We start from the raw sequence: 24,761 nt of genomic DNA, 5'->3' as shown, positions 1-24,761 counted from the left end.
AAGGAAGTGAGCACCATGGCCGAGCAGCACACCGTCCCGGGCCCGGTGCGCGAGATCCCGGTGGGCGACCTCGGACGCCGCCTCGCACTGCGCCGCACCCAGCTCGGACTCACCAGGGAGGAGACCGCCGCCCGTGCCGGCATGGCCACAAGCTACCTGCGCCACCTGGAGGAACACCCCGACGCGGCACCGAGCGCGGGCGCGGTGCTCCGGCTGGCCGGAGTGCTTCAGACCACGGTGACCGAGCTGACCGGCGGCAACGCCGAGCGGCCACCTGGGCCGGGCCGGGCGGTCCGCGGCGCCGGCCTCCACCGGCTGGACGCCGAGGAGTGCTGGGCGCTGCTCGGCACCCACGGGGTGGGCCGGATCGCGGTGCCCACGGTCGACGGGCCGTCGATCGTGCCCGTCAACTACAGCATCGTGGACGGCTGCCTCGCCTTCCGCACCGAACCGCACGCGACTCCCGCCCGAGCCGCGGGCCGCCGTGTCGCCTTCGAGGTCGACCGCATCGACGAGGCGTTCAGCCGCGGCTGGAGCGTCCTCGTGCGGGGCACCGGCCGGATGGTCACCAGCCCCGACGAGGTGCGCCGGCTGGCCGAGCGAGCCCACGGCGAGCCCTGGGCCGGCGGACGCCGTCCCCTGTGGCTGCGCATCGACGCCACCGGCATCAGCGGGCGCCGGATCACGGTCTGAAGGAACGGCCGTGAGGCCAGGGACGGACACCACATGTACCGCAACGACGGATTTCGCGAACTGGACCGGCAGGAATGTCTCCGGCTGATGGCCACGGTGCCCGTCGGCCGCATCGTCCACACCCGGGGCGCGCTGCCCGCCGTCCTGCCGGTCAACTTCTGCCTCGAACCCGACGGGACGGTCGTGCTGCGCACCTCCGCCGCGTCGGAACTCGTACGCGCGGTCCACGGCACCGTGGTCGCGTTCGAGGTCGACGAGATCGACGTCGTACGGCAGAGCGGCTGGAGCGTGGTCGTCACCGGAACCGCCTCGGTGGTCACCGATCGCACCGAACAGGAGCGCCTGGCGCGCACCGGTCCGCGGTCCTGGGCGCCCTCCCGGCAGGAAGTCTTCGTCCGGGTCTCGCCGGACCTCGTGACCGGGCGTGAGCTGGTCGGTGGCCGCAGCCTGTACGGCCTGGACCACGCGTGAGGGCGGATCCAACCCGCCCTGGGGCCGCCGCCCGGGAGGAGCGCCTTACCCAGGCCGCCGTGATGGCCATGCGGGGACGGCGGCCCGCACGGCGAGCGGATCCGGAGGACCACGCGTGGCAGGCTCCGACGCGAAGGCGGCCCGCGTCCGGTTGCCGCAACTCAAGCTGGACGAGCTGCTGGCCGAGCTGCAGGCCCGGCTGGACGCTGCCCCTTCTCGAGCAAGGAGATCGAACCGCTGCAGGGCTTCGCCGCGCAGGCCGCGGTCGCCATGGAGCTTGCCGAGCGCCGCCACGACGCCGAGGAGATCGCGGTTCTGCAGGACCGGGACCGGATCGCCCGCGATCTGCACGACCTGGCGATCCAGCGGCTGTTCGCGACGCGGATGACCCTGCAGAGCGCGGGCCGCTTCGTCGAGGATCCGGAGGCGGCCGAGCGCGTCGTGCGGGCCGTGGACGATCTGGACGAGACGATCAAGATCATCCGGTCCACGATTCGGCCTGCGGGCCAGGGAGTCCGACAGCGGATCCGGTCTGCGCTCACCTGCGGTGCGGACGGCCGGTGCCGCGGTGTCGGCGCTGGGCTTCGCGCCCAGCATCCGCATGGAAGGGCTCCTGGACACCCATGTGCCCCGGGAGATCGCCGAGCAGGTCGTCGCCGTGCTGTCCGAGGCGCTGACCAACGTCGGACGGCACGCACAGGCCGACCGGGCGGACGTGGTGCTGGAGACCGACGGCCGGGAGGTGCGGCTGACCGTCACCGACAACGGTGTGGAAATCCCGCCCGAGGGCCGGCGCAGCGGTCTGCGCACCATGGCCGAGCGAGCCGAGCAACTGGGCGGGAGCCTTCAGTGGCGGGCGGCCGAGAGCGGGGGACTCACCTGGAGTGGCGGGTCCCGCTGCCGGCGGAGTGACCGGGTCGGCGCACGCCGACAGGACCGTTCCGGTCGCCTCGTCCTCGGTGGGCGGCGACGCTCCTTCGATCGGTGGGACCAGGCGTCGGCCCGGCGGGTAGGGCCGGTCGGCCGATGCCGGGGACCTGCGGCCCCTGCGGAAGCCGGGTGCGGGCGACGAGGCTCGACGCACACACCCGATCAGGAGGCACCCATCATGGTCCGCACTGTTGTCGTAGGACTGGACGGCTTGCATGAGAGCCGTGCAGCGGCCGAGTGGGCGGCGCGCGAGGCGACGCTGCGCGGCGCACCACTGAGGATCGTGCACGTCTGGGAACCGATGCCCGAGCCCTTGGCGCAGGCCCATCTGCTGGGCAAGGAGACGGAGGCGCACTGGCGGGAGCGCATTCCCCGGGAGGCGGCTGACAGCATCAAGCTGCACCACCCCGGCCTCGACGTCACCCTGGAGCAGATCTCCGGCCGGGCCGGCGAGGTGCTGCCGCAGGCGGCCGAGGGCGCCGAGATGCTGGTGCTCGGCTCGCGCGGCATGAGCGGCGTCGGCGGCTTCCTCATCGGGGCGGTCGGCCAAGCGGTGATCGCACACACCGATGTGCCCGTCGTGCTCGTCCGGGCCGGTGAACAGGCCACTGACGAGCACGAGCCGGACCCGGGCGGCGTTCCCTCCGCAGCCACCGGCTTCCGGCCGGTCGTCGTCGGCGTCGACCTCGACGGCTCGCCGGACACCGTGCTCGCCTTCGCCTTCGAGGAGGCGAACCGCCGGGGCACCGGCTTGGAGGCCGTCCACGGCTGGAGTTTCCCGCCGTACTACGTGTACGGACTCGTCGCCGACCCGGAGTGGCACGCCGAGCTCGTGCGTCAGGAGGCCGCTCGCCTCACCGAGGCGCTGAAGCCCTGGCAGCAGAAGTACCCCTCCGTGGACGTGATCCCGCATTCCCGTCTGGGAAGCGCCGACGAACACCTGGTGGACGCCGCCCGCGCGGCCTCGCTCGTCGTCGTGGGCCGCCGCATCCGGCGCCACCCCTTCGGTGTCCATCTCGGCCCGGTCACGCACGCCGTCCTGCACCATGCCACTGCGCCCGTCGCCGTCGTCGCGCACGACTGAGCGACCGCCGGACCCGGTTCGCGTAGGTGGACGGCGGCTGTCCGCTGCGCTGCCCGTACCGCGCCCATCCGGTCCGCGGAAGGTGATACCCACACCAAAAGGCGGGAAGGGCTCATCCGCTTCTTGCGGGTCCTCATTGCGCGGTGCACGGCCGGTGGCCGCTTCTCCGTGTCTCGGTTCGTCCTTCCCGCTACCTCAAGCAGACCACACACGCCCGGCGCCGGCCAGGGCCGTTCGGCCCGAACGTCGTGAGAAACGGCAAGGTCACCGTCACGGCGGAATGTGCCTGCCGGCCGCTGGAAGCCGGCGGACCCACGTGCTCGCCGACAGCGCCGGGCGTCGCTCAGTAGGGCATCGGACGCCCGGACGGTGTCCGCAGGTCCGGCGGCTCGGGCTGCCGGGGCGGCCTGGGACGCCTGCTCTCGCGGATGTGCTTCATGGTCCTCGCCTCCCGGGAGGAGCCGCGTGCGCCGGACTCGTCCGGTACCGCGTTCACCCCCCAGCCTCGACGCAGGGCCGCTGCACGGCGATGAGCCGTCCGGCCCCGGTCCTGGGCCGTCCTGGGCCGTCCTGACAGAGCCTTTCGGCCCACGGTGCGGCGCGCCCGTGCGATCGGTCACCGCTCAGGTGAGACGCCCCGACGCGATCGGCCGAGCAAGGTCCCGGCGATCTCCACGGCCCACGCATCGATCGCATTCCAGTCGCGGTAGTCGCCGAATCGGCCCCCCAGCAGCCGGAACAGCAGCCGTCCGAGGCGGGGGAGCTGAGCAGGCGTGACCACGCCGGAGAACATGCGGTGGGCGTGGTGCGGGAGAGTGCCCGGCAGATCTTCGACGATCACCCGGCTCTCCTTCGGTGCGAGGTACCGCCATGGTCCCCGCAGGGCGGCCGGCATCCCGACACTGAAGAGCCACAACGGGCGGGTGGCGAACGCGTCGGCGTTGTCGCGCAGGAAATCCTTGGCGGGCCGGAGCCAGGCCTGCCGGTGTACGGCGCTCCCCACGACGAAAGCGCGATAGGCGGTGACGTCATGCACGTCCCTCACGGCTTTCGCCTCCGCCGCCAGGCCCCTTTCGGACAGGTGGGCGGCCAGACGCTCGGCGATCTCCCGCGTGGATCCGTACGCGGTCGCGTAGGCCACGAGGACGTCCTTGACGCTGCCCGCGTTCATCGGCGGCTCCGGTCGGCCGGCACGGTCTGTTACAGAGGGGTGGCGAGTACTGCGGCCTGCGCCCGGCCGCGCGCTCCCGGTTCGGCGAGTGGCCGGGAGTGGCGGTTCTCGACCGTCTTCGCGGACACGTGGAGGCGCTTGCCCACCTCGCGGTCGGTGAGCCCGTCACCGTTGGGTGAGAGGGCCGGCACCGCCGCGCTCGTACTGGTCCAGCTCGAACCGCACGTCGACCACCCCTTCGACGGCCCGCACCAGTCGTGCGGCCACCGGTACCAGGGAACGGTCTCGTATCCGGCCGCCGAGGCGGACCACCCCGTCCTGGACATGGACGCGGACATCGGGCGCCGACCCGGGGAACAGGTAGGCGGTCACTTCACGCCGGACCTGCTCGGCGATGTCCTCGTCGTCGCGGAGGAAGACCTTCAGGAGGTCGGCGCGGCTGACGATGCCGAGCAGACGGCCGGTGTCGTCGACCACGGGCAGCCGCTTCACGCGGGCCCGCGCCATGACGCGCGCGGCCTGGGCGAGCGTGGCACCGGGAGCGATGGTGATCGCGGGGGACGTCATCAGGTCCTGCGCGGTGTCCGAGCCGGCCTTCGCGAGGTCGGCCAGCCGGCGCAGCTGGGTGCGGCGGTCGGGGTCCCGGTCGCGGAACTCCTCTTTCGGCAGCAGGTCCGCCTCGGACACGATGCCGACCACGTGTCCGGAGCCGTCCACCACCGGCAGCGCGCTCACCCGACGGTCCTGCAGGGCACGGACGACGTCCTTGAACGGGGTCTCCAGCCCGACGGTGGCCACCGAGCGGGTCATGACATCGCTGACGATGTGGGCGAAGCCGAGTGCTCCCTGCGACCCGGCGCGCCCGTCCTTCTCGATTCCGGATCCGGTCATCGCAGGCCTCCGCTGCCGTAGGGGCCGTACAGGTCGAGCAGCCGCGTGCGGGCGGCGTGCAGCCGCCGGGCGACGACGGCGCCCACCCACTGCGCGATGTTCCTGCCGAACTCGGGGTCGGCCTCGCACAGCTCGCGCACGACGGTGGCGTCGAACTCGTAGGCGCGGACCGGGCTTGCCGCCTCCGCGCCCAAGCGCCACCGATGCGGGGTGAACAGCCAGGACCAGCCGACCAGTTCGTTGTGGCCGAGGGACTCGATGACGGCGGCCCGGCGGCCGGGCACCCTCATGTCGAGGTCGATCGTGCCGGTCCGGATGATCCAGAACCGGTCGGCGTGGCCGCCCTCCTCGAACAGGCGGGTGCCCGTGGTGAAGGCCACCTCGCGGGCGGTCCCCATCAACCGCTGCCGGTGCTCGGCGGGCAGGGCCCGCGGCACGCTCGTCGTGACAGGAGCGTTCATGGCGCGCCTCCAGGGCTTCATGGCTTTCCCACTCCCAGCGTCGCCGCCCGTGCCGGGGAGGGCCATGGGCCACATGGCCTCTTCGCGGGCGCACCGGCGGCCGGGTCCCTTGGGCCGGTCGGTCCCGGTACAGGACATGCGGCCCCTGGAGCGGTCACCGGTTCGCCGCGAGGCTGAGAACAGAAGCGGCCGAAGAGGAGGCACCGTCATGGTCCCCACCGTTGTCGTCGGGCTCGACGACTCCCGCGAGAGCCGGGCCGCCGCCGAATGGGCGGCCCGCGAGGCGACACTGCGTGGCCTGCCGCTGACCGTCGTGACGGTCTCGGAACCGGTACCGCACCGCTGGGCCCAGGCTCCGTTGCTGGGCGGGGAAACGCGGACGCAGTGGTCCGAGCGGATCCCGAGGGAGGCCGTGAAGGGCCTTCGGCTGCGCCATCCCGGGGTCGGCGTCGACCTGGTGCGGTTGTCCGGCAGGCCGGCCGAGCTGCTGGCCGGCGCGGCAGCCCACGGCGAACTGCTCGTTCTGGGTTCGCGCGCCATGAGCGGAGCCGCGGGCTTCCTGGTCGGGTCCGTGGGCCAGGCCGTCATCGCGCACACCGACGTGCCGGTGGTGGTCGTCCGGGCCGACGAGGAGGCCGCCGACGAGCACGAGAGCGACCCTGCGGGCATTCCGTCCGCCGCCACCGCCTACCGGCCCGTGGTCGTCGGCATCGACACGGAGATGCCCGCCGATGACGTGATCGCCTTCGCCTTCGAGGAGGCCGAACGACGCCGCACCGCCGTCCGCGCCGTCCACTCCTGGTACCTGCCGGCGTACTACGTCTACGGCCTTTCCAACGACGCCTCCCTGCACCACGAGATCGTGCGGGAGAGGGCCGCGGAGCTGGCCGAGGTGCTGCGGCCGTGGCGGCAGAAGTACCCGTCCGTGGAGGTGAGCGAGGAGTCCCGGACCGGCAGCGCCGCCGACCGGCTGGTCGACGCCGCGCGCAACGCGTCGCTGGTCGTGGTCGGCCGTCGAGCCCGGCACAACCCCGTCGGCCTGCACATCGGCTCCGTCACCCACGCCGTCCTGCACCACGCCACCGCTCCCGTGGCCGTCGTGGCACATGAGTGATCCGGGCTTTGCGTCCCTTGGCAGAGAGAGGGTGACGAGGATGGAACTCCCCGTCGTCGTCGGAGTGGACGGTTCCGAGGCGAGCCTGAGGGCCACGAGCTGGGCGGCCGACGAAGCCGCCCTGAGGGGGCTGACGCTGCGCGTGGTCTACGCCTCGCTCTGGGAGCGTTACGAAGGCTCCTTGCCGGCCGTGGATCCGGGCAGGCCCGCCGAGGAAGTCCTGGCCGAGGACATCATCGGCACTGCCGCCCGGCGGGCGCGGCGGCGGCAGCCCGATCTGAAGGTGATCGCCGACCTGGTGCCCGACGAAGCGGAGTACGCGCTGGTGCGCGAGAGCGCCGACGCGACGCTCCTCGTCGTCGGCAGCCGCGGGCGGAGCGGCGTCGCCGAGACGCTGCTGGGATCGGTCAGCATGGCTGTCGCCGCCCGTGCCGACTGCCCGGTCGTCGTGCTGCGCGGAAGCCATGACGACCAGGCGGCCACGGCGGCCCGCGGTCGCGTCGTGGTGGGCGTCGGGGACGGCGCCGAGGTGAGGGCCGTGGTGGCCTTCGCCGCCGCGGAGGCCCGGCTGCGGGGTGTGCCCTTGCACGCCGTACGGGCCTGGAAGTGCCCGGCGCACGAGCCCGTCGACCATCCGCTCCTCGTCGGGGAGCCCGCCCGGGTGTACGAGCAGCGGGCTGCCGACGCGCTGGAGGCCGCGCTCGCGGCCGCCTCGCCGGAGCCGACGGTGTACCGCCGTACCGCCGAGGGGCATGCCCGCCGGGTGCTCGTCGAGGCTTCGCACGAGGCCGACCTGCTGGTCGTCGGCGTGCGGCGCAGGGCCGACCACTACACGCCGCAGCTGGGACGGACGGCCCACGCGGTGCTGCACCGGGCCGCTTGCCCGGTGGCCGTCGTGCCCCACCGCTGACCCGAGGCCCTGCTCCGCAGGAGCCGCCCCCTTGCCGCTGCGGGGCCCATGGGGCGGGCTCCCCGCTGTGCGGGACGCTCGGAGCGGAGGGAAGGCTTACCAGGCGGCCCGCGATGAAGGACGACATGGTCAGCCACACACCGGTGCACGCCCGCCGGCGCACGCCCTGCTGACGGACAGCACCACCGTCGCATGCTTGACACCCAGGTGCGCCTGCGCGCCCCGTCGGCCGCGCGATCCGTACCTGCGGCGGCTGAGGTGAGGAGAAGGGCACCGACGACGCCGTCCTGGCCGGCGGCGCCCTGTACGCCGGCACACCCTCAGCAGATGCGGGGCAGTTGTTCTCCCAGCGGCATGTCCACGATGCGGCGGGCGCCCACCAGCGTCCGCAGCGTCACACGGGCCGCCGGGCCCTCCGGGAGCACCTCGCCGATGCGCACCGCCCGCGCCCCCTCCGGCAGGGAGCGCAGTGCCGTCAGCGCCTCCTCGGCGGCGTCCGCGGTGACGAACGCGACCAGGCAGCCCTCGTTCGCCACGACGAGGGGATCCAGGCCCAGCATGTCGCAGGCGGAGGCGACCGCCTGCGGCACCGGTACGGCCGGCTCCTCGATCTCCACCGCGACGCGCGAGTCGCGGGCGATCTCGTTCAGAGCGGCGGCGAGCCCGCCCCGGGTCGGATCGCGCAGGACGTGGACGGCCGCGCCGAGCGGCGCGAGCGCCGCCACCAGCCGGTGCAACGGACGTGTGTCCGAGGCGATGTCGGCCTCGAACCCCAGGCCCTCACGCGTGCTGAGCACCGTAATGCCGTGCAGTCCTATCGGCCCGGAGAGCAGTACCGCGTCGCCGGGGCGCGCGAGCGCGGCGGAGGGGTGCAGGGAACCGTGCCGCCGCCCGATCCCGGTCGTGTTGACGAACAGCCTGTCGGCCGCCCCCCGCCCCACCACCTTGGTGTCCCCGGTGATCACGGGCACCCCCACCTGTTGCGCGGCCTTGCCCAGCGACACGGCGACGGAGCGCAGCTCGGTCAGCGGCAGCCCCTCTTCGGCGATGAAGGAGACCGACAGCGCCAGGGGCCATGCGCCCCGCATGGCGAGGTCGTTGACGGTGCCGTGGACGGCGAGCGAGCCGATGTCACCGCCGGGGAAGAACAGCGGGCTGACGACGAAGCTGTCGGTGCTCATCACCAGCTCCCGGTAGCCCGGCAGCAGCGCCGCGTCCTCCATGGGGCCGGGGCCACCGTCCAGGGCGGGCAGGATCAGCCGGTCGAGCAGTTCGGCGGAGAGGCGGCCGCCGGCCCCGTGGCCGAGCAGGACGACCTCGTCCTCGTGCAGAGGGGCGGGGCAGAGGGCGCTCATGTCGTACTCCTTGTGCGGGTGCGGCCGGCCGCGTGGAAGGCGGCACAGGTGCCCTCGGACGACACCATGGGCGCGCCGAGGGGATGCCGCGGGGTGCAGCGGGTGCCGTAGGCGGGACAGTCGGTGGGCAGCTTCGCGCCGGTGAGGACGGCACCGGCGATGCACTCGGCGTCCTCGGCGGGCCGCAGACCGTCCACCCGGAAGCGGCGGGCCGCGTCGAAGCGGCTGTACTCCTGGGCGAGTTCGAGGCCGCTGGAGGGCAGGTGCCCGATGCCGCGCCAGGACCGGTCGGTGACCCGGAAGACCCGGCGTACGGCGTCCTGCGCGGCGGTGTTGCCCGTCCGCCGCACGGCCCGCGCGTACTGGTTCTCCACCTCGTACCGGCCGGCCTCCAGCTGGGCGACGGCCATGAGGATGCCCTCCAGCAGGTCCAGCGGCTCGAACCCGGTCACCACGATCGGCACCCGGTAGTGCGCGGCGATCGGTTCGTACTCGCGCCAGCCCATCACCGCGCACACGTGCCCGGCCGCCAGGAACGCCTGGACCTCGCAGGCAGGGTCCTGGAGCAGCGCGGTCATGGCGGGCGGGACGAGGACATGGCTGACGAGCATCGTGAAGTTGGGCAGGCCGAGCCGCGCCGCGTGCAGTACGGCCATGGCGTTGGCGGGTGCCGTCGTCTCGAACCCGACGGCGAGGAACACCACCTGCCGGTCGGGGTGGGCGGAGGCCAGCCGGACGGCGTCCATGGGCGCGTACACGACGCGCACGTCCGCGCCCCGCGCCCGCAGTGACAGCAGATCGGTGCGGGTGCCGGGGACGCGCAGCATGTCGCCGAAGCTGGTGAGGATCACGCCGGGGCGGGCGGCGATGACCACGGCGCGGTCCAGGGTCTCCAGCGGAGTGACGCAGACCGGGCAGCCGGGACCGTGGATCATCCGCATCCCGGCGGGCAGCAGTTCGTCGATGCCCTGCCGGACGAGGGTGTGCGTCTGCCCGCCGCACACCTCCATGATCCGCCAGGGCCGGGTCGCGGTGGCCCGCAGCTCGTCCAGCAGGCGCCGGGCGAGCACGGGGTCGCGGTACTCGTCGAGGTACTTCATCGGTGGGTCAGATCCAGCCGGACGTCCACGACGCCCTCGACCGCGCGGACCGCCCGCGCGATCACGGGCTCGAGACCGCGCTCGGGAAGCGCCCCGCCGAGGGTGACCACTCCGTCGGTCACCGACGCCGTGACCGCGTCGCCGACGGGCAGCAGGTTCAGCACACTGTGCCGGATCTCCTCGGCGATGTCCTCGTCGGAGCGCAGGAACACCTTGAGCAGGTCGCTGCGGCTGACCACGCCTTGCAGCAGGCCGACGCCGTCCACCACGGGCAGGCGCTTGACGTGCCGGCGGGCCATGATGCGGGCGGCCTCGGCGACGGTGGCGTCGGCGTGCACGGTGACGGCCGGTGCACTCATCAGCTCGCCCGCGGTCAGCGCGCTCGCCTTGATCCGCTCGGCGAGGCCGCCCTCGTCGGTGTCGCGGAACTCCTCCTTGGCCAGCAGATCCGCCTCGGAGACGACGCCGACGACCCGGCCCTCTCCGGCCAGCACCGGCACGGCGCTGACCCTCCACTGGTCGAGCAGCTCCACGACGTCCTTGAACGGCGCCTCGCTGCCCACGGCGACGACGGTGTGCGTCATCACATCGCTCACCTTGTACGGGGTCTCAGGCATGGTGACCTCCCTGGGTGCGGACGACCGTCAGATCGAGGAAGTGGGTGGAACAGGAGATGCAGGGGTCGTGGTTGCGGATGACCCGCTCGCACAGGGACGTCAGCTCGTCGTCGTCCACGTCGAGTTCGGTGAGGGCCTGCTGAGCCAGGCGCCGGAGGTCGTCCTCGACGGCGCCCTGGTTCTGCGCGGTGGGCGGCACCAGGACGGCGTCGGTGACCAGGCCCGCGGCATCGACGGTGTAGCGGTGGTAGAGGAGCCCCCGCGGCGCCTCGGTGGCCCCGTGTCCCGTGCCGGCCACCGGCGGCACGTCGGTGTACGGGCGGGCCGGCGGCTCGTAGCCGTCGATGATCCGCAGGGCCTCCTCGACGGCGTACAGGGTTTCCACGGCCCGCACCAGGATCGAGCGATAGGGGTTGCGGCACACCGCGCCCTCGTTAGGATCGCCGAGTCCCGCCTCGACGGCGGCCTGCCGGGCCACGGCGGACAGCCGTCGCCCGCCGATGGCGAACCGGGCGAGCGCGCCGGTCAGGTGCAGCCGCCCGTCGAGCCGGGAGTGCAGCGCGGTGGAGTGCGGCTGGTGCTTCTCCCGCACGTGGTCGGGGAACTCCCGCACCGGGAAGGCGAACGTGCCGCCGTCGGCGCGCAGCACGGTGGGTGTGCCGCTGTCGATGGCGTACTCGTCCACGGCGGCCAGCGCCAGCAGGTCGGCGTCGGTCCGCGCGTCGGGGAAGTCGAACGTCGCGACCCACCGCACGACTTCCCAGGCGTCGTCCAGCGCCTGCTTCAACTGCTCACGCAGGGGCCGCAGTTCCGCCCGCTCAGGCGCCCGGTGGAAGCCGCCGAGCCGCACGTTGACCGGGTGCACGGCCCGCCCGCCGAGCACCTCCATCAGCGTGTTGCCGGCCTTCTTCAGCCGCAGACCGCGCTCCACCTCCGCCCGGTGGGTGCGCGCCAGCTCGATCGCGCTTGCGGCGCCAAGAAAGTCGGGCGCGTGCAGCAGATGGATGTGCAGCGCCTGGCTCTCGATCCACTCGCCGCAGTACAGCAGCCGCCGCAGGTCCCGGATCGCCGGGTCCACCTCGACTCCGCAGGCGTCCTCGATCGCGGCGCAGGCGCTCATCTGGTAGGCGACGGGGCAGATGCCGCACACCCGGGCGGTGATGTCCGGCGGCTCCGTGTAGGACCGGCCGCGCAGGAACGCCTCGAAGAAGCGCGGCGGTTCGTAGATCTCCAGCCGCGCTCCGGTGACCGTGCCGTCGTCGACGTACAGGCGCAGCGCGCCTTCGCCCTCGACCCGGGAGAGCGAGCCGACGTGCAGGACCCGGGAACCACGGTGGGTCATGTCCTCAACTCCTCGTCGAAGGCGGCGGCGTTGAAGGTGTGCAGGAAGCGCTGTACGGCGTCCTCGTCGAGTCCGTCGCGGCGCAGCAGCCGGATCTGGGCGGGCAGGTTCACCGACCCGGACGGTCCGAAGCAGCCGAAGCAGCCGCGCCGGAAGGCCGGGCACAGGGCACCACAGCCGGCCTGTGTCACCGGGCCCAGGCAAGGCGTGCCGTGCGCGACGGTGACGCACACCGTGCCGCGCCGCTTGCACTCGAAGCACACGCTGTGGTCCGGCACGTCGGGCTTGCGTCCCGCCAGGAACGCGGTGATCACTTCGAGCAGCTGCCGCCGGTCGACGGGGCAGCCCCGCAGCTCGAAGTCGACGTGCACGTGGTCGGAGACCGGTGTGGACGTGGCGAGGGTGGAGACGTACTCCGGGCGGGCGTAGACGGTGCGGCGGTACTCGTCGACGTCCGCGAAGTTGCGCAGGGCCTGGATGCCTCCGGCGGTCGCGCAGGCGCCGATCGTCACCAGGTGGCGGGAGGCGGCGCGGATGGCCCGCACCCGCTCGGCGTCCTCGGCGGTGGTGACGGAGCCCTCCACCAGGGCAAGGTCGTACGGACCCGGCCGGACGTCGCTGGAGGCTTCGAGGAAGTGCGCGATCTCCACCTGCCCCGCGAGCGCGAGGAGTTCGTCCTCGCAGTCCAGCAGGGTCAGCTGGCAGCCGTCGCAGGAGGCCAGTTTGAACACGGCGAGTTTCGGGGCCATCACAACTCCCTGACCGACAGCAGGTCCTCGACGACGTCCCAGCCCACGACGGGGCCGTCGCGGCACAGCAGCAGCGGGCCGAGCTGGCAGTGCCCGCAGTGTCCGGTCGCGCACCGCATGTTCCGCTCCAGCGACACCCGGACGCGCTCGGGTGCCACACCGCGGCCGGTCAGATCACGTGCCGTGGCGCGGATCATCGGCTCGGGGCCGCACACGAACGCCGAGGTGCGGGCGGCCTCGAACGGTGCCCGGTCCAGCAGCGCGGTGACCAGGCCGACATCGCCGTGCCAGCCCGGGTCCGGCCGGTCCACGGTGACACCGGTGAAGGCCGTGGGCCATCGCGGGATCTCCTCCCGGCCGACCAGGTCGGCCGGCGTGCGGGCCCCGACCAGGACGCTGACACGGCCGTACGCTTCCGGAGCGGCGACCGTCTGGAGGATCAGTGGGCGCAACGGCGCCAGCCCGATGCCGCCCGCGACCACGATCACGTCCCGGCCGCGGGCCGCCTCCAGCCCCCAGGCCGTGCCGTACGGCCCGCGCAGCCCCACCACGTCCCCGGCGCGCGCCGCGCAGAGCCCGGCGGAGACGGCACCGACGGCCCGCACCGTGTGCGCGAGACCACCGGTGGCCTGCACCGAGCTGACGGAGACGGGTATCTCGCCGCGTCCGAAGCAGTGCACCATCGCGAACTGGCCGGGAGCGAAGTCGGGCAACGCCTCACGCACCGGCGTGAGGTACAGGGTCGCCGTGTCGGCGGTCTCCCGCCGGTGGGCGGTCACACGGTAGGGGAGAGGCACGGCGGTCATCACTGCTCACCCGTTCCGCCGGCGTGGGACACAGGACGCTCCGCGTCCATGGCCCTGACCTCCTCGGTGATGTCGATGCCGGCCGGGCACCAGGCGATGCAGCGGCCGCAGCCGACGCATCCGGAGGAGCCGAACTGGTCGTACCAGGTGGAGAGTTTGTGGGTCAGCCACTGCCGGTAGCGGCTGCGGGCCGAGGCCCGGACCGGACCGCCGCCGTGCAGGTGCGAGAAGTCCAGGTCGAAGCAGGAGTCCCAGCGCTGCCACCGCTCGGTGTGGTCCCCGGTGAGGTCGGTGACCTCCTCGGTGGTGGTGCAGAAGCAGGTCGGGCACACCATCGTGCAGTTGGCACAGGTCAGGCAGCGCGAGGCGACGTCGTTCCAGCGCTCCGCGTCCGGGCTCGCGGCCAGCAGCTCGCGGATGTCGACCTCCGGCAGGGCGCGGCCCATGCGGCCGGCGGCGGCCTCCACGGACGCGCGTGCGGTGGCCTCGGTGGCCGGGTCGGCCGCGCGGTGCGGCACCTGCTCCAGCAGCCGGGCGCCGTCCTCGCTGCCGACGCGGACCAGGAACCGGTGGCCGTCGCCGTCCAGCACCTCGGTCAGGGCCAGGTCGTATCCGGGGCCGGCCGCCGGGCCCCCTCCGGCCGACACACAGAAGCAGGTCCCGCCGGGCTCGGTGCACTCGACGGCGATCAGCAGGGCACGACGGCGACGGGCTCCGTAGCGGGAGTCCTCGTACGCGCCGCCGGTCAGGACCCGGTCCTGGATCGCGATGGCCCGCAGGTCGCAGGGCCGTACGCCGAGGAAGGCGTACTGCGGCGGATCGAGCGGCTCGGTCGTGTACGCCGGGGTGCCGTCCGGCGCCCGGTCGGCGCTCCACAGCCGCTCGTGCGCCGGGTGCAGCCAGTTCTTCCAGGACTGCGGCCCCGCGCTGTGGGCGAAGGCGGCTCCGTCCGCGCGGGGGACCAGGCGATAGCGGCCGGCGTCCAGTTCGACGCCCCAGCCGTAGGGCAGCTGATCGCCGCGGGACAGCTCCGCGAGCACCACCGCGCCGTCCCGCACGGTCGGACCGATCACGGTCCTGCCCTGTGCCACCAGGGTGGTGACCAGGGTGTCGAGCCCCGCTCGGTCCAGGACGGCGGCGGGTGCCGTGGTGGTCATGGCGGGACCTCCTCGCCGGGTGGCTGTGGTGCCCTCCACTGTCAGGGTGGGCTCCCGGGGGCGCGCAGGGCAGGGGTCGACCGGCCCTGTCCGCCGGGCCGACCGGACCCCTGCGGTCGCCGCGGAAGGGGCTCGCCGAGTTCCGCTTCGACGGCACCGGCCATCGCCCGCAGCACGTCGAGGGTGCGCTCCGCCTCCGTCTCATCGACCAGGGTGATGGCGAAGCCGACGTGCACGATGACGTACGACCCGACGCCCGCCTCGGGCGTGCAGCTCAGGCACACCTCACGCCGTACGCCGCCGAAGTCGGCCGTTCCCATGCGCAGTCCGGCGTCGTCGTGCACTTCGGTGATCCGTCCGGGGATGCCCAGGCACATGTCCGCTCACTCCCTTCCGGTCAGGCGTGCGGCGGCGACCGCCGCCTGGCCGTAGCTGATGCCGCCGTCCCCGACCGGTACCTGGCCGCCCACCACGACCTTCAGCCCCTGTGCCCGCAGCCGACGCCGCACCTCGACGAGCAGGCGCCGGTTGACGAAGCAGCCGCCGCCGAGGCACACGGTGCGGGGCGCACCGTCGGCCACCACCCGCGCGACCAGCTCCGCGGTGACGAGCGCGAGGGTGAGGTGGAAGGCCGCGGCCAGGTGTCCGACGGGCTCACCGCCGAGGCGGCGGCGCAGCAGGTCGGTCAAGGTGGGCGCCGAGTCGTACACCCACAGTCCGCCGACCCGTAGCACCCGCCAGGCGAGAGGCTCGGCGTGCTCCTGGCCGGCCGCCGCCTCCAGCAGTACGGCCGCTTCCCCTTCGTATCCCACCTCGTCCGTGATGCCGAGCAGGGATGCCGCCGCGTCGAAGAGGCGTCCGGCGCTGGAGGCGCGGGGACAGTTGACGTCCCGGGTGATCATGGCGCCGACGGCGGCGACCTCCGCCGGGTCCAGGCGGTCGGTGAAGGACCGGAGCAGCCCGCCGTCCAGGACCGGGCCGCCGAGACGCTCCGTGCCGAGCAGGTGGCCGAGAGCCGTGCGGGAGGGGTGCCGTACGGCTGCCTCACCGCCCGGCAGCGGGGCCCTGGCGAACCTGCCGGCGCGGCGGTAACCGGTCAGGTCGGCGAGGAGGATCTCCCCGCCCCACAGCGTGCCGTCGTCACCGAGCCCGAGCCCGTCGTAGGCGACGCCGACGAAGGGCCCGCGCACCTGGTGCTCCGCCGCGCACGCGGCCACGTGCGCGTGGTGGTGCTGCACGGCGACGCGCGGCAGGTCCTGGGCCTCGGCCCACTGCGTGGACAGATACCCCGGGTGCAGGTCGTGCGCCAGGACACGCGGCTCGATGCCGGTGAGGTGCTTCAGCCGCCCGTACGACGCCAGGAACGCCTCGTGGGTCGCCAGGTCGGCCAGATCACCGGTGTGCGGTCCGAGATGCGCGCGTCCGTCGGCGGCCAGCGTGAAGGTGTGCTTGAGCTGGGCGCCCACTCCGGCGACCGGCTCACTCACCGGCAGCGCAAGGGGAGCGGGGGCCAGGCCACGGGCCCGGCGGACGGTGATGCGGGTACGCCCGCTGAACGCGACCACCGAGTCGTCGTAGCGGGAACGGATCGGCCGGTCATGGGTGAGGAAGCCGTCCGCGACGCCGGTCAGGTCACGCCGGGCCTGCGCGTCGTCGATGGCGAGGGGCGCGCCGCCCAGGTTGCCGCTGGTGACCACCAAGGGCCGGCCGAGCTCGTCGAGCAGGAGGTGGTGCAGTCCCGTGGTGGGCAGGAACAGCCCGACCCGACGCAGCCCCGGGTGCACCGCGGGAGCCAGCGGCGGGGGACCCCGCCACGCACGCCGCGGGAGCAGCACCACGGGCCGTTCGGGGCCGGTGAGCACCCGCAGTTCGGCGACGCCGATGTGCGCCAGCCGTGCCGCCGCCGGCACATCGGCCACCATCACGGCCAGCGGTTTCGACGGCCGGCGCTTGCGGCGCCGCAGTTCCGCCACCGCCCGTGCGTCGGTCGCGTCGCAGACCAGCTGGTAGCCCCCGAGCCCCTTCAGCGCGACGATCCCGCCGGCGGCGATCGTGCGCACCGCGGCGCGCAACGCCTCCTCGCCGCGCAGATCGTCCCAGGCCAGCCGCGGCCCGCACGCCGGGCAGGCGATGGGTTCGGCGTGGAAGCGCCGGTCGCCGGGATCGGCGTATTCCGCCGCGCAAGCGGGGCACAGCGGGAAGCGGCGCATGGTGGTGCGGACCCGGTCGTAGGGGAGGTCTTCGATGATCGTGGCGCGCGGACCGCAGTCCGTGCAGTTGACGAACGGGTAGCGGTGGCGCCGATCCGCGGGATCACGCAGCTCACGCAGACAGGCGTCACAGATCGCCGCGTCCGGGGGCACCTCGCGGACCAGCGCCCCGGCGGCGCGGGGCGCGCTCTGCCGCACCTCGAATCCGGCGCGGTCCGCGGGCGGCCCGGCGACGCGGGTGAGGGACACGCGCCGGACGCGGGCGAGCGCCGGGGCGCCGGCGCGGAGCCGGCCGGCGAACTCCTCGATCGCCGGGGCGGCTCCCGCGACCTCGCCCTCCACCTGTCCGTCGACGTTGGCCACCCATCCGCTCAGGCCCAGTTCCGCCGCGGTGCGGTACACGAACGGCCGGAATCCCACACCCTGCACGATGCCTTCGACGTGGAAGTGGCGCGCGGTCATGACGGCCTCCCCGCCGACGTGCCCCAGTGCCGTGTGATCTCCTTCTCGACGGTCTCGGCGAGTGCGTCGGCGGCCTCCGCCACGGCGGGGGAGAGGGCGTTGCCGAAGGAGGCCTCGGCCCCTTCCACGGCGTACACCACCAGCCGCCCCGGCAGCCGGTCCAGCGCCGCGGCCAGCTGGACGGCCTCACCCAGGCCGAGTCCGTGGGAGCTGGTGGCCGAGCCGCCGCCCAGCGTCCCGCCGCCGAGTTCGAGCCGGTGCACACGCCCCGGTGTGCCGGGATGCGCATGCGCCGCATCCACGACCACGGCGAACGCGACGCCCTCCCACAGTCCGATCAGGCGTCCGGGTTCCCCGTCACACGTGGCCAGCATGGTTCCCGGTGGGAGCGGCCGCCGGCCGGCCCGTTCCCGCAACCGGTCGACGACCGCCCAGCCCACACCGTCGTCGCGCCGGAAGTCGTTGCCGACGCCGATGACGGCGATGCGCTGGCGCCTGTCCACGGTTCCGACTGTGCCGGATCGACCGCCGTGCCGGACAGGGCCGAACGGCCCCTCGGAGGTTCTGGTGGCCCCTGGTGGCCGAGCGGGGGCCGGAAGGCGAGGAGCAGGTCCGGCGCGTGCGCCCACCTGCGAAACGGCAGTGCCCGAGGCCCGAGGCGCCGGTGGTCACCGCGCGGGCCGTGCGCGCACGGCCCGCGGGACGGGGCGGATCGTGCACCGGCGGACCTCAGCCGTCGGTCCCTGCCGTGCGCGGGACGCCGGAGGCACTGCTCAAGTCCGTGGTCACGGTCACCACACCGTCGACGCCGAGACACAGCCGCTCGATGACGGGTATCAACGCCTCGGTCCGCACACGGCCCTTGAGAGCGACCCGGCCCTCCCGCACGTCGATCGACACGTCGGTGGGAGCGAGGCCCAGTGTCTTGGCCAGGACCTCACCGGCGATCTCGTCGCGCAGTGCCTCGTCGTGACGCAGGAAGACCCGCAAAAGGTCGCCCCGGCTGACGATGCCGACCAGCGCCTCCCTCGCGTCGACCACCGGCAGCCGTTTGACTCCGTTGCCCTCCATCACGCGGGCGGCCTCCACGACCGTCCACTCCGGCCGGGCACAGACCGCGGGTGCGGTCATGAGCTCTCCCGCCGTGAGGCGGTCGCCCGCGGGGCGCCGCCCGTTCGTTCGAGGAGCGAACGGCAGGCCCGCCGGGTCCGGCCGTCCGGCCACTGTGCGGAGCACATCGGCTTCGGACACCACTCCCACGGGGCGGTCGAGCCCGTCGACCACCGGCAGTGCGGTGACATCGTGGTCGGACAGCAGTCTGACGACGGCCTTGAACGGCGTGTCCTGCTCGACCCGGACGACGTCGCGGGTCATGAGGTCTTCGACCGTACGGTGTCGCATGACGCTCTCCCTTCTGCGGACCGCCGCGCCGTCACGCCGCGCTTGTCCGCATGTCGTGTCCTCGCCGGCCCGTCGGTGGACGCGGCTCAGGGCGACCGGTGGTCCTCGTGCCGGCCGATCCGGCCGGTGACCGCGCACACCATGCCGAGGTGCCGGCGGGCGTCGTCACGGCGCCGGCGCCGGCTCGTGGCCGCCCTGGTCGAGCCGGAACGGCGGATAGACGTCGGTGAGCAGGGCCGCGTAGGCCGCCACGCGCAGGACCCACCGGTTCAGCCCGATGATCAGGTCGAACAGGCCATGCGGGTAACGACCGGTGAAGCCCAGAGCGACGGCGGCGATCAGGGTCAGCAGGCCGATCAGCCCTCCGGCGTCCCAGCCGGCGTGGAGGCCTCCGAGGAGGAATCCCAGGACGAGGTAGTGCGGGATCGCCAGCAGCCACCACTTGACGAGGACCAGGCCTCGGGACAGCTTCTCGGGATACTCCAGGTCCCAGTGGGTCGGATAGTCGGGGACATCGGCGAGGGTGAACGGCGGATAGCGGTCGGTGCCCAGGGCGCCGTACGTGTAGTAGCTCACCCGCCAGGACCACCGCAGGACCCCGGTGTTGAAGTCGAACAGGGGCCGTGGGTAGCGGCCGGTGAAGAGGATCGCGAAGAAGGCCGCGACGCTGGTGACCAGGAACGCCAACCAGAGGAAGCACAGGACGACGTAGTGGGGGAGGGCGAGCAGCCACTTCACCAGCCACAGCCAGCGAGACAGGGGTGCGTCGAGGACCGCGGTCAGCCGGGCCGGGTGCACCGGCGGGGCCACGACGGGCGGCGGCACCGGGGGGATGGTCTTGGTGCTCATGCGAACCGGTCCCTTCTGGAATCCGGCGGCGGTCACCGGCTCTGCTGCCGGGTGCCGCCGCGCTGGTGCCGGCGAAGACGGGTGGCGCAAAGGGGCCGGGCTGCCGACGGCGGGAACCATCGGTCCATGAGGGCCTCCACCGGTCTTCTGCTCTTCAGCATCCGTCGGACGGCGTACACGGCTCATGGGCTGACAGGGCACGGAGCCGGGCCGAACGTCCCAGGAAAGGGCCGAACCGCTCATGCTCGGGCCGTCGCCGGAGTGGGACCGTGACAGTGAAGCCCTGCTGCACGTGAGGCAGCCCGAGAGAAGGCGGTGGCGTCATGGAACTGCCCTTCGTCGTTGGCGTCGACGGATCGGACGGCAGCCTTGCGGCCGTCGACTGGGCGGTGGACGAGGCGTCCCGCCACGGTCTGCCTCTGCGCCTGGTCTACGCCTCCCTCTGGGAGCGCTACGAGAAGACGGTGCCGAACCTCAGGCGGGAGCGGACCTCGGAGCGGGTGCTGGCCGAGCACATCGTGGCTTCCGCCGCGGAGCGCGTGCGGCGGACGGACCCCGATCTGAAGGTCACCACCGAGACGGTGCCCGCCGAAGCGGTGTTCGCCCTCATGAGCGAAGGCGACAACGCCTCCGCCGTCATCCTGGGCGCCTGGGGTCGTGGACAGGTGGCGGAGGCCCTGCTGGGTTCCGTCAGCCTGGCAGTCGCAGCCCGCGCCTACTGCCCGGTCATCGTGGTGCGAGGCGACAAGGCCGCGCTGGCCGCCACGCACGAGAGGATCACGCTCGGCGTCAAGGACGCCGAGACGAGCGCCGAAGCAGTCCGGTTCGCCTTCCGCGAGGCGGAGACCCGCGGTTGCGAACTGGACGTCGTGCACACCTGGCGCTGCCCCACCGAGCACGCGAGGCCGTCCCCCGAACCCGCCCACCGGCACGACGAACAGGCCCTCGCCCTGATCGACACGCTGACCGCCGACGCGGCTGCGGACCACCCGGCCGTGCGGGTCCGCCGCACGGTGATCGAGGGTCCGGCCGGCAGGCTCCTGGTCGACCGGTCCGCCGCCGCGGACCTGGTGATCGTCGGCGCACGCCGCAGGTCCGCGCGCTTCGGTCTCCAGCTCGGCCGGGTGACGCACACCTTGCTGCACCGAGCGGCCTGCCCCGTCGCGATCGTCCCCCAGCGGGTCTGACGGGAACTGGGCCGGCCTGGCCACGGCCGGAGCCCACCGAGTGGCGAAGGGGAACCGGCATGGCGGCCTGGACCTGGAAGTCCGACGGATACGAGCCCGCGGACGTACGCCTGCGCGAGTCGCTGTGGCACGCTCGGCAACGGCTGCTTCGCCACCCGTGGGACGCTGCCCGAGTGCGAGGCCGACGAGGTGCACTACCGGGCATGTACGCGGCCGGCTGCTACAACCGGCTCACCTCCGTCGTGGCGGGGCGGCGGGTCGAGAACGAGGACATGGTCAACCTTCCCGACTGGCTGCCGCTGCGTTTCCGGCCCGCGGGGGGAGAGTGGCTCACACCGGACACCGCGCGGGTGACCGAGCACCGCCAAGTGCGCCACCTCGATTCCGGGCTGCTGGGGAGCGGGTCACCCGGTACGGACTCGACGGGGGAAGAAATCCGGTGTGGCGGGCGGCCCGGTGCCGCCGGGACCGTCCCGGACGAGTGCGTGAGGCCGTTCGCCGCGTCATGCCGGGACCGCGATTGCGGGGCAGTGGGCGTGGCGCAGCACCCCCTGGCTCACCGAGCCCAGCAGCATCCCGGTGAACCCTCCGTGCCCTCTGGTCCCACGACCGGGCCGAGAGCGTGTTCCGACGCGGTCGTCAGGACCTGCACCGGATGTCCGCGGACGACGTCATGGTGCAGTTCCACCTCCGGACGCGTGGCGGTAGGGCCGGCGACCGTCTCCGCGAGCACCCGGTGGCACTCCCGCACCGCGGCGTCCTCGTCGAGGACACCGGGGAGCGGCGGGTGCCACACGTACAAGGCCCGCAGCAGCGCTCCGCGCAGCGCCGCCTCCTCGAACGCCACATCCACCGCCGCAGCGAATGCGGGCTGCCGTCGACGCCGACCACCATGAACGCGGGCTGCCGGCCGACATGCTCCGGCTCCGGCACGACCGCGACCGGGCAAGGAGCGTGGGCGGTGAGCGGGAGCAACACGGAGGCGGAGGAGAACAGCTCGCGCCGTCTGCTCAGATGACAGGACCCCACGACAACCAGTGCGGCGCCCCGCGCCTCGTCGTGCAGCACCCACGCGGGCTCGCCCTCCGCCAGCAGCTTCGACACCGCCACCCCGGGATGCCGGGACTCGACGAAGGCCACCGCCTCCTTGAGTACCTGATCACCCAGTCCGTGCAGCGCGCGGTTCCACTCCTCCCAGCTCGGCCGCGCCTCCCTCCACCGGTATCCGCCGGTCGGCACGCCCTGGGCGTGAACGAGCCGCAGGGGCAGGTGTCATCGGTCCGCCTCGTCGGCGGCCCACGCGAGAGCCATCCGTTTCGAGGGATCCGGATCGACCCCCACCACGATCGGCCGACGCCCGTCCGCACCAGTCATGGCACCTCCAGAGAACCGCCCTGCCGCCCGTCTGCGCGCTGTCCTTCCAGACTCGCCCTATCCGCGGGATGCCGCCACGTCACGGCCGGCCTGCCCCGACTGGTCGGGCCACCGTCGTTCGGCGCACCCGCGGCTGGTGAGTCGGCCACGGTGTTGCTGAGCGGCGCGCGTCCGCCTGGGCGCGGACACAATCCGGGACGGCCGTGAATGTGGCTCGCGGATTTCGCTGCCCCGGTCCGGGGGTGCGCGTCCTTGCCCGCGTCTGGCGCGTCGGCGACGGAGCCACGTGGTTCCGTCGGAGACGGCCACCCGCTCTGCCTTCCGGTCGGCGGGTCAGCCGGTCAGGTGCGCGAGGGTGTCGTCCAGGTCGGTGGCCCTGGGCTGGTTGTGGGGGAGCTTGGCCAGGATCTTGGCCATGCCGCAGGTGTTGGTGAGGGCGGAGAGGACCAGGCCGCCCGCGACGCCCGCGGAGAGCCAGCGCGCCGCGGGCCGGCGTCGTCCGGCGGTCAGGCCGGCGAGGACCAGGGATCCGGCGGCGAGGCGGACCTGGCGGTCCATGGCCCACGGGGTGCGGGTGCCGGCCGGACGGTGGGTGTCGTGGCCGAGCTGTGTCCAGGCGATGGTGCCACCGGTGAGAGTGGCGGCGACGATGCCCTGGTCGGCCAGGCGCCGGCAGGCCTGGGCGGAGCGGGCGCCGGAGGCGCACACGATGAGGAGGTCACCACGGTCCGCGGCGGTCTTCAGGGCGGGCAGGGCCGCGTCGAGGTGGTCGAGGGGGATGTTGTGGGCGCCGGGCAGGTGGCCGGAGGCGTATTCGCCGGGGGTGCGCACGTCGATGACGGTCAGTTCATGCAGGCGGGCGTTGGCCTGGTCGGCGGTGAGGGCGGGGGTGGGTGCCACGGGACTTTTCCTTTGCTCGGTTGGGTTCACCCCTTCGGTAAGATACCCAAGGGGGTATCTCGAAGGAGGGTGGCTTGTGGAACTGGCGATGGCGGCTGAGGAACTGAAGACGGTGGTCAACCGGCTGCGCCGGGCGCAGGGCCAGATCGCAGGTGTGATCAAGATGATTGAGGAGGGGCGGGACTGCGAGGATGTCGTCACCCAGCTCGCCGCGGCTTCCCGCGCTCTGGACAAGGCGGGGTTCGCGATCATCGCCACCGGTCTGCAGCACTGCCTGACCGACGCGGACATGGCCGCCTCCGGTGACCGGGAGCAGATGCGCACCCGGCTGGAGAAGCTGTTCCTGTCCCTGGCCTGAGCCGGGGTGCCGTGCGCCGGTCATCCGTCCGACTCCTCAGGTGAGGGCGTCGACGAGCATGAAGGCGGCCACGGCCAACAGTGCGACGGCGAAGGCGCGTTGCAGCAGGGTGCCGCTGACCTTCGCGGCCAGGCGTTTGCCGTCCCAGGCCCCCAGGATGGCCGCCCCGGTGAAGGGGCCGATCACCGCCCAGTCGACGCCGGCGGTGGTGGCGCCGCGGGTGGCCAGGGAAGCCAGCGCGTTCGCCGAGATGACCAGCAGGCTGGTGCCGACGGCGGCCTGCATCTCGAATGCCAGCACGGTGACCAGGGCCGGGACGGCGAGGAAACCTCCGCCGACCCCGAGCAGTCCGGTCAGCGCACCCAGCCCGGCGCCGGTTCCGGCGGCCTTGGCGGGCCGTGCCTCACCGACCGCCGGGCGGATGGCGGCACGGCCGGAGCGCAGCATCGTGACGGCGGCGAGAGCGGCGACGGCCGCGAAGGCGGCGGTCAGCACCGGCTGGGGCAGGCGGGATGCGGCGCTTCCCGCTGCGGCCGCGGGCAGCAGTCCGGCCGCGGCGAACAGGGCGCCGGCTTTCCAGCGGACGTTGCCGGTGCGCGCGTGGGCGTACAGGGCGGTGAGCGAGGTGGCCGTGACGATGATCAGGCTGGCGGTGGTCGCGGCGGCCGGAGTGAAGCCGAGCAGGTAGATCAGCGCCGGGACGGCCAGGACGCTGCCGCCCCCGCCGAGCGCGCCGAGCGCGACCCCGACCACCGCCCCCGCGATCAGGGCCAGGACCAGAGCGCTCACGCCACGACACCGTTGCTGCCGTCCGGACCGATGACCGGCAGCCCCGCACGCGCCCAGGCGGTCATGCCGCCGGTGACGTCCGTGGCCTGTACGCCGCGTGCGGCCAGCAGCCTGACGGCCTGCCGGGAGCGGTGACCGGAGCGGCAGATCGTGATCACCGGCCTGCCCCGCACGGCCGCCGGGAGCGACCCTCCTGCCGCCAGACGGGAGAGGGGCAGGTGCAGCGCCTCGGGTGCGTGTCCGGCGTTCCACTCCGGTGTTTCGCGTACGTCCAGCAGGACGGCGGTGCCGTCGCTGGTCCGCTGGTGGGCCGACTGGGGGGTGAGGCGGCCGGAGCCGCGGCGAAAGGGCGACAACATCGTTTGATCACTTTCGTGCAG

Annotated in this window: 25 protein-coding genes and 4 pseudogenes; 9 read left to right on the top strand and 20 right to left on the bottom strand. The window is 73.3% G+C overall.

The annotated features are described in order from the left end of the window. The first annotated feature begins 15 nt into the window (after positions 1 to 15). From IE308_RS01100 to IE308_RS01085, 4 genes and pseudogenes are all read left to right on the top strand, one after another. Positions 16 to 693 (top strand): helix-turn-helix domain-containing protein, encoded by a 678-nt coding sequence (locus IE308_RS01100; protein WP_190216179.1) that lies wholly within the window; start codon positions 16 to 18, stop codon positions 691 to 693. A 33-nt stretch (positions 694 to 726) separates the two neighbouring features. Then, positions 727 to 1,164: a pyridoxamine 5'-phosphate oxidase family protein gene (locus tag IE308_RS01095; RefSeq protein WP_190216178.1), complete on the top strand. Its 438-nt coding sequence runs from the start codon at positions 727 to 729 to the stop codon at positions 1,162 to 1,164. Between the two features lie 195 nt (positions 1,165 to 1,359). Continuing rightward, positions 1,360 to 2,076, top strand: a pseudogene (locus IE308_RS01090) (sensor histidine kinase); the annotation flags it as partial. Between the two features lie 196 nt (positions 2,077 to 2,272). After that, the gene (locus IE308_RS01085) at positions 2,273 to 3,178 is read left to right on the top strand and encodes a universal stress protein (protein ID WP_190216177.1); all 906 of its coding nucleotides are present in this window, start codon (positions 2,273 to 2,275) and stop codon (positions 3,176 to 3,178) included. A 616-nt stretch (positions 3,179 to 3,794) separates the two neighbouring features. On the opposite strand, the gene IE308_RS01080 is transcribed toward IE308_RS01085, so the two are convergent. The 4 genes and pseudogenes from IE308_RS01080 to IE308_RS01070 all read right to left on the bottom strand — a co-directional run bounded on the left by IE308_RS01080 (position 3,795) and on the right by IE308_RS01070 (position 5,701). Beyond that, the gene (locus IE308_RS01080; RefSeq protein WP_190216176.1) at positions 3,795 to 4,349 is read right to left on the bottom strand and encodes a flavodoxin domain-containing protein; all 555 of its coding nucleotides are present in this window, start codon (positions 4,347 to 4,349) and stop codon (positions 3,795 to 3,797) included. Positions 4,350 to 4,378: 29 nt separating this feature from the next. Then, positions 4,379 to 4,519: pseudogene (locus IE308_RS37400) on the bottom strand (DNA-binding response regulator); the annotation flags it as partial. Next, positions 4,515 to 5,240 carry a CBS domain-containing protein gene (locus IE308_RS01075; protein WP_373314402.1) on the bottom strand — a complete coding sequence of 242 codons (726 nt, stop codon included), beginning with the start codon at positions 5,238 to 5,240 and terminating at the stop codon, positions 4,515 to 4,517. The pseudogene IE308_RS37400 and the gene IE308_RS01075, both read right to left, overlap by 5 nt. Then, positions 5,237 to 5,701, bottom strand: coding sequence for a Crp/Fnr family transcriptional regulator (locus tag IE308_RS01070; protein ID WP_190216175.1), 465 nt, complete (start codon positions 5,699 to 5,701; stop codon positions 5,237 to 5,239). Before IE308_RS01070 ends, IE308_RS01075 begins: the two co-directional genes overlap by 4 nt. A 208-nt stretch (positions 5,702 to 5,909) precedes the next feature. Here IE308_RS01070 and IE308_RS01065 point away from each other — a divergent pair, with 208 nt between their 5' ends. Continuing rightward, positions 5,910 to 6,815: a universal stress protein gene (locus IE308_RS01065; protein ID WP_190216174.1), complete on the top strand. Its 906-nt coding sequence runs from the start codon at positions 5,910 to 5,912 to the stop codon at positions 6,813 to 6,815. Between the two features lie 40 nt (positions 6,816 to 6,855). Then, positions 6,856 to 7,725 (top strand): universal stress protein, encoded by an 870-nt coding sequence (locus IE308_RS01060; protein ID WP_190216173.1) that lies wholly within the window; start codon positions 6,856 to 6,858, stop codon positions 7,723 to 7,725. 320 nt (positions 7,726 to 8,045) lie between these two features. Here the strand turns inward: IE308_RS01060 and hypE are convergent, their stop codons facing one another. From hypE to IE308_RS01000, 12 genes are all read right to left on the bottom strand, one after another. Then, on the bottom strand, positions 8,046 to 9,080 hold the full coding sequence (gene hypE, locus IE308_RS01055) for a hydrogenase expression/formation protein HypE (RefSeq protein WP_190216172.1): 1,035 nt from the start codon (positions 9,078 to 9,080) through the stop codon (positions 8,046 to 8,048). Continuing rightward, complete coding sequence (gene hypD / locus IE308_RS01050; protein ID WP_190216171.1) at positions 9,077 to 10,180, bottom strand: hydrogenase formation protein HypD; 1,104 nt, start codon at positions 10,178 to 10,180, stop codon at positions 9,077 to 9,079. Before hypD ends, hypE begins: the two co-directional genes overlap by 4 nt. Then, a complete protein-coding gene (locus IE308_RS01045; protein ID WP_190216170.1) occupies positions 10,177 to 10,797 on the bottom strand; it encodes a CBS domain-containing protein in 621 nt (206 codons plus the stop codon). Before IE308_RS01045 ends, hypD begins: the two co-directional genes overlap by 4 nt. Next, complete coding sequence (locus IE308_RS01040) at positions 10,790 to 12,139, bottom strand: Ni/Fe hydrogenase subunit alpha (RefSeq protein ID WP_190216169.1); 1,350 nt, start codon at positions 12,137 to 12,139, stop codon at positions 10,790 to 10,792. The genes IE308_RS01045 and IE308_RS01040 overlap by 8 nt, the downstream gene beginning before the upstream one ends. Further along, positions 12,136 to 12,888, bottom strand: a complete 753-nt coding sequence (locus IE308_RS01035; RefSeq protein WP_190216168.1) for an NADH-quinone oxidoreductase subunit B family protein — start codon at positions 12,886 to 12,888, stop codon at positions 12,136 to 12,138. Before IE308_RS01035 ends, IE308_RS01040 begins: the two co-directional genes overlap by 4 nt. Then, positions 12,888 to 13,694: an FAD/NAD(P)-binding protein gene (locus IE308_RS01030; RefSeq protein WP_190216167.1), complete on the bottom strand. Its 807-nt coding sequence runs from the start codon at positions 13,692 to 13,694 to the stop codon at positions 12,888 to 12,890. The genes IE308_RS01035 and IE308_RS01030 overlap by 1 nt, the downstream gene beginning before the upstream one ends. Beyond that, positions 13,694 to 14,851 carry a 4Fe-4S dicluster domain-containing protein gene (locus IE308_RS01025; protein WP_190216166.1) on the bottom strand — a complete coding sequence of 386 codons (1,158 nt, stop codon included), beginning with the start codon at positions 14,849 to 14,851 and terminating at the stop codon, positions 13,694 to 13,696. Before IE308_RS01025 ends, IE308_RS01030 begins: the two co-directional genes overlap by 1 nt. Before the next feature lie 41 nt (positions 14,852 to 14,892). After that, positions 14,893 to 15,228, bottom strand: a complete 336-nt coding sequence (locus IE308_RS01020; RefSeq protein ID WP_190216165.1) for a HypC/HybG/HupF family hydrogenase formation chaperone — start codon at positions 15,226 to 15,228, stop codon at positions 14,893 to 14,895. Positions 15,229 to 15,234: 6 nt separating this feature from the next. Continuing rightward, a complete protein-coding gene (gene hypF / locus IE308_RS01015) occupies positions 15,235 to 17,523 on the bottom strand; it encodes a carbamoyltransferase HypF (RefSeq protein ID WP_190216164.1) in 2,289 nt (762 codons plus the stop codon). Next, entirely contained in the window at positions 17,520 to 18,026 is a 507-nt protein-coding gene (locus IE308_RS01010) for a hydrogenase maturation protease (protein WP_190216163.1), read from the bottom strand. The genes hypF and IE308_RS01010 overlap by 4 nt, the downstream gene beginning before the upstream one ends. Positions 18,027 to 18,252: 226 nt before the next feature. Further along, positions 18,253 to 18,924: a CBS domain-containing protein gene (locus IE308_RS01005; RefSeq protein WP_190216162.1), complete on the bottom strand. Its 672-nt coding sequence runs from the start codon at positions 18,922 to 18,924 to the stop codon at positions 18,253 to 18,255. Between the two features lie 165 nt (positions 18,925 to 19,089). Continuing rightward, entirely contained in the window at positions 19,090 to 19,773 is a 684-nt protein-coding gene (locus tag IE308_RS01000) for a DUF4389 domain-containing protein (RefSeq protein WP_190216161.1), read from the bottom strand. 323 nt (positions 19,774 to 20,096) lie between these two features. On the opposite strand from IE308_RS01000, the gene IE308_RS00995 reads away from it, so the two are divergent. Both IE308_RS00995 and IE308_RS00990 read left to right on the top strand, forming a co-directional pair. Further along, entirely contained in the window at positions 20,097 to 20,960 is an 864-nt protein-coding gene (locus IE308_RS00995; RefSeq protein ID WP_190216160.1) for a universal stress protein, read from the top strand. A 59-nt stretch (positions 20,961 to 21,019) separates the two neighbouring features. Then, a pseudogene (locus IE308_RS00990) lies at positions 21,020 to 21,393 on the top strand (glycoside hydrolase family 65 protein); the annotation flags it as partial. A 70-nt stretch (positions 21,394 to 21,463) separates the two neighbouring features. Here the strand turns inward: IE308_RS00990 and IE308_RS00985 are convergent. Continuing rightward, a pseudogene (locus IE308_RS00985) lies at positions 21,464 to 22,334 on the bottom strand (universal stress protein). Positions 22,335 to 22,667: 333 nt separating this feature from the next. After that, positions 22,668 to 23,234, bottom strand: a complete 567-nt coding sequence (locus IE308_RS00980) for a rhodanese-like domain-containing protein (RefSeq protein WP_190216159.1) — start codon at positions 23,232 to 23,234, stop codon at positions 22,668 to 22,670. Positions 23,235 to 23,310: 76 nt separating this feature from the next. Here IE308_RS00980 and IE308_RS00975 point away from each other — a divergent pair, with 76 nt between their 5' ends. Then, positions 23,311 to 23,592 (top strand): metal-sensitive transcriptional regulator, encoded by a 282-nt coding sequence (locus tag IE308_RS00975; RefSeq protein ID WP_010358257.1) that lies wholly within the window; start codon positions 23,311 to 23,313, stop codon positions 23,590 to 23,592. A 36-nt stretch (positions 23,593 to 23,628) separates the two neighbouring features. Here the strand turns inward: IE308_RS00975 and IE308_RS00970 are convergent, their stop codons facing one another. Together IE308_RS00970 and IE308_RS00965 are read right to left on the bottom strand one after the other, a co-directional pair. Beyond that, positions 23,629 to 24,381, bottom strand: coding sequence for a sulfite exporter TauE/SafE family protein (locus IE308_RS00970; protein ID WP_190216158.1), 753 nt, complete (start codon positions 24,379 to 24,381; stop codon positions 23,629 to 23,631). Then, complete coding sequence (locus IE308_RS00965) at positions 24,378 to 24,740, bottom strand: rhodanese-like domain-containing protein (RefSeq protein WP_190216157.1); 363 nt, start codon at positions 24,738 to 24,740, stop codon at positions 24,378 to 24,380. Before IE308_RS00965 ends, IE308_RS00970 begins: the two co-directional genes overlap by 4 nt. Positions 24,741 to 24,761 lie beyond the last annotated feature (21 nt).

The organism is Streptomyces griseosporeus, from assembly GCF_014656055.1.
Taxonomy (GTDB): domain Bacteria; phylum Actinomycetota; class Actinomycetes; order Streptomycetales; family Streptomycetaceae; genus Streptomyces; species Streptomyces griseosporeus.
The sequence above is the reverse complement of the archived record's forward strand: the minus strand, read 5'-3'. Positions and strand labels throughout refer to the sequence as shown.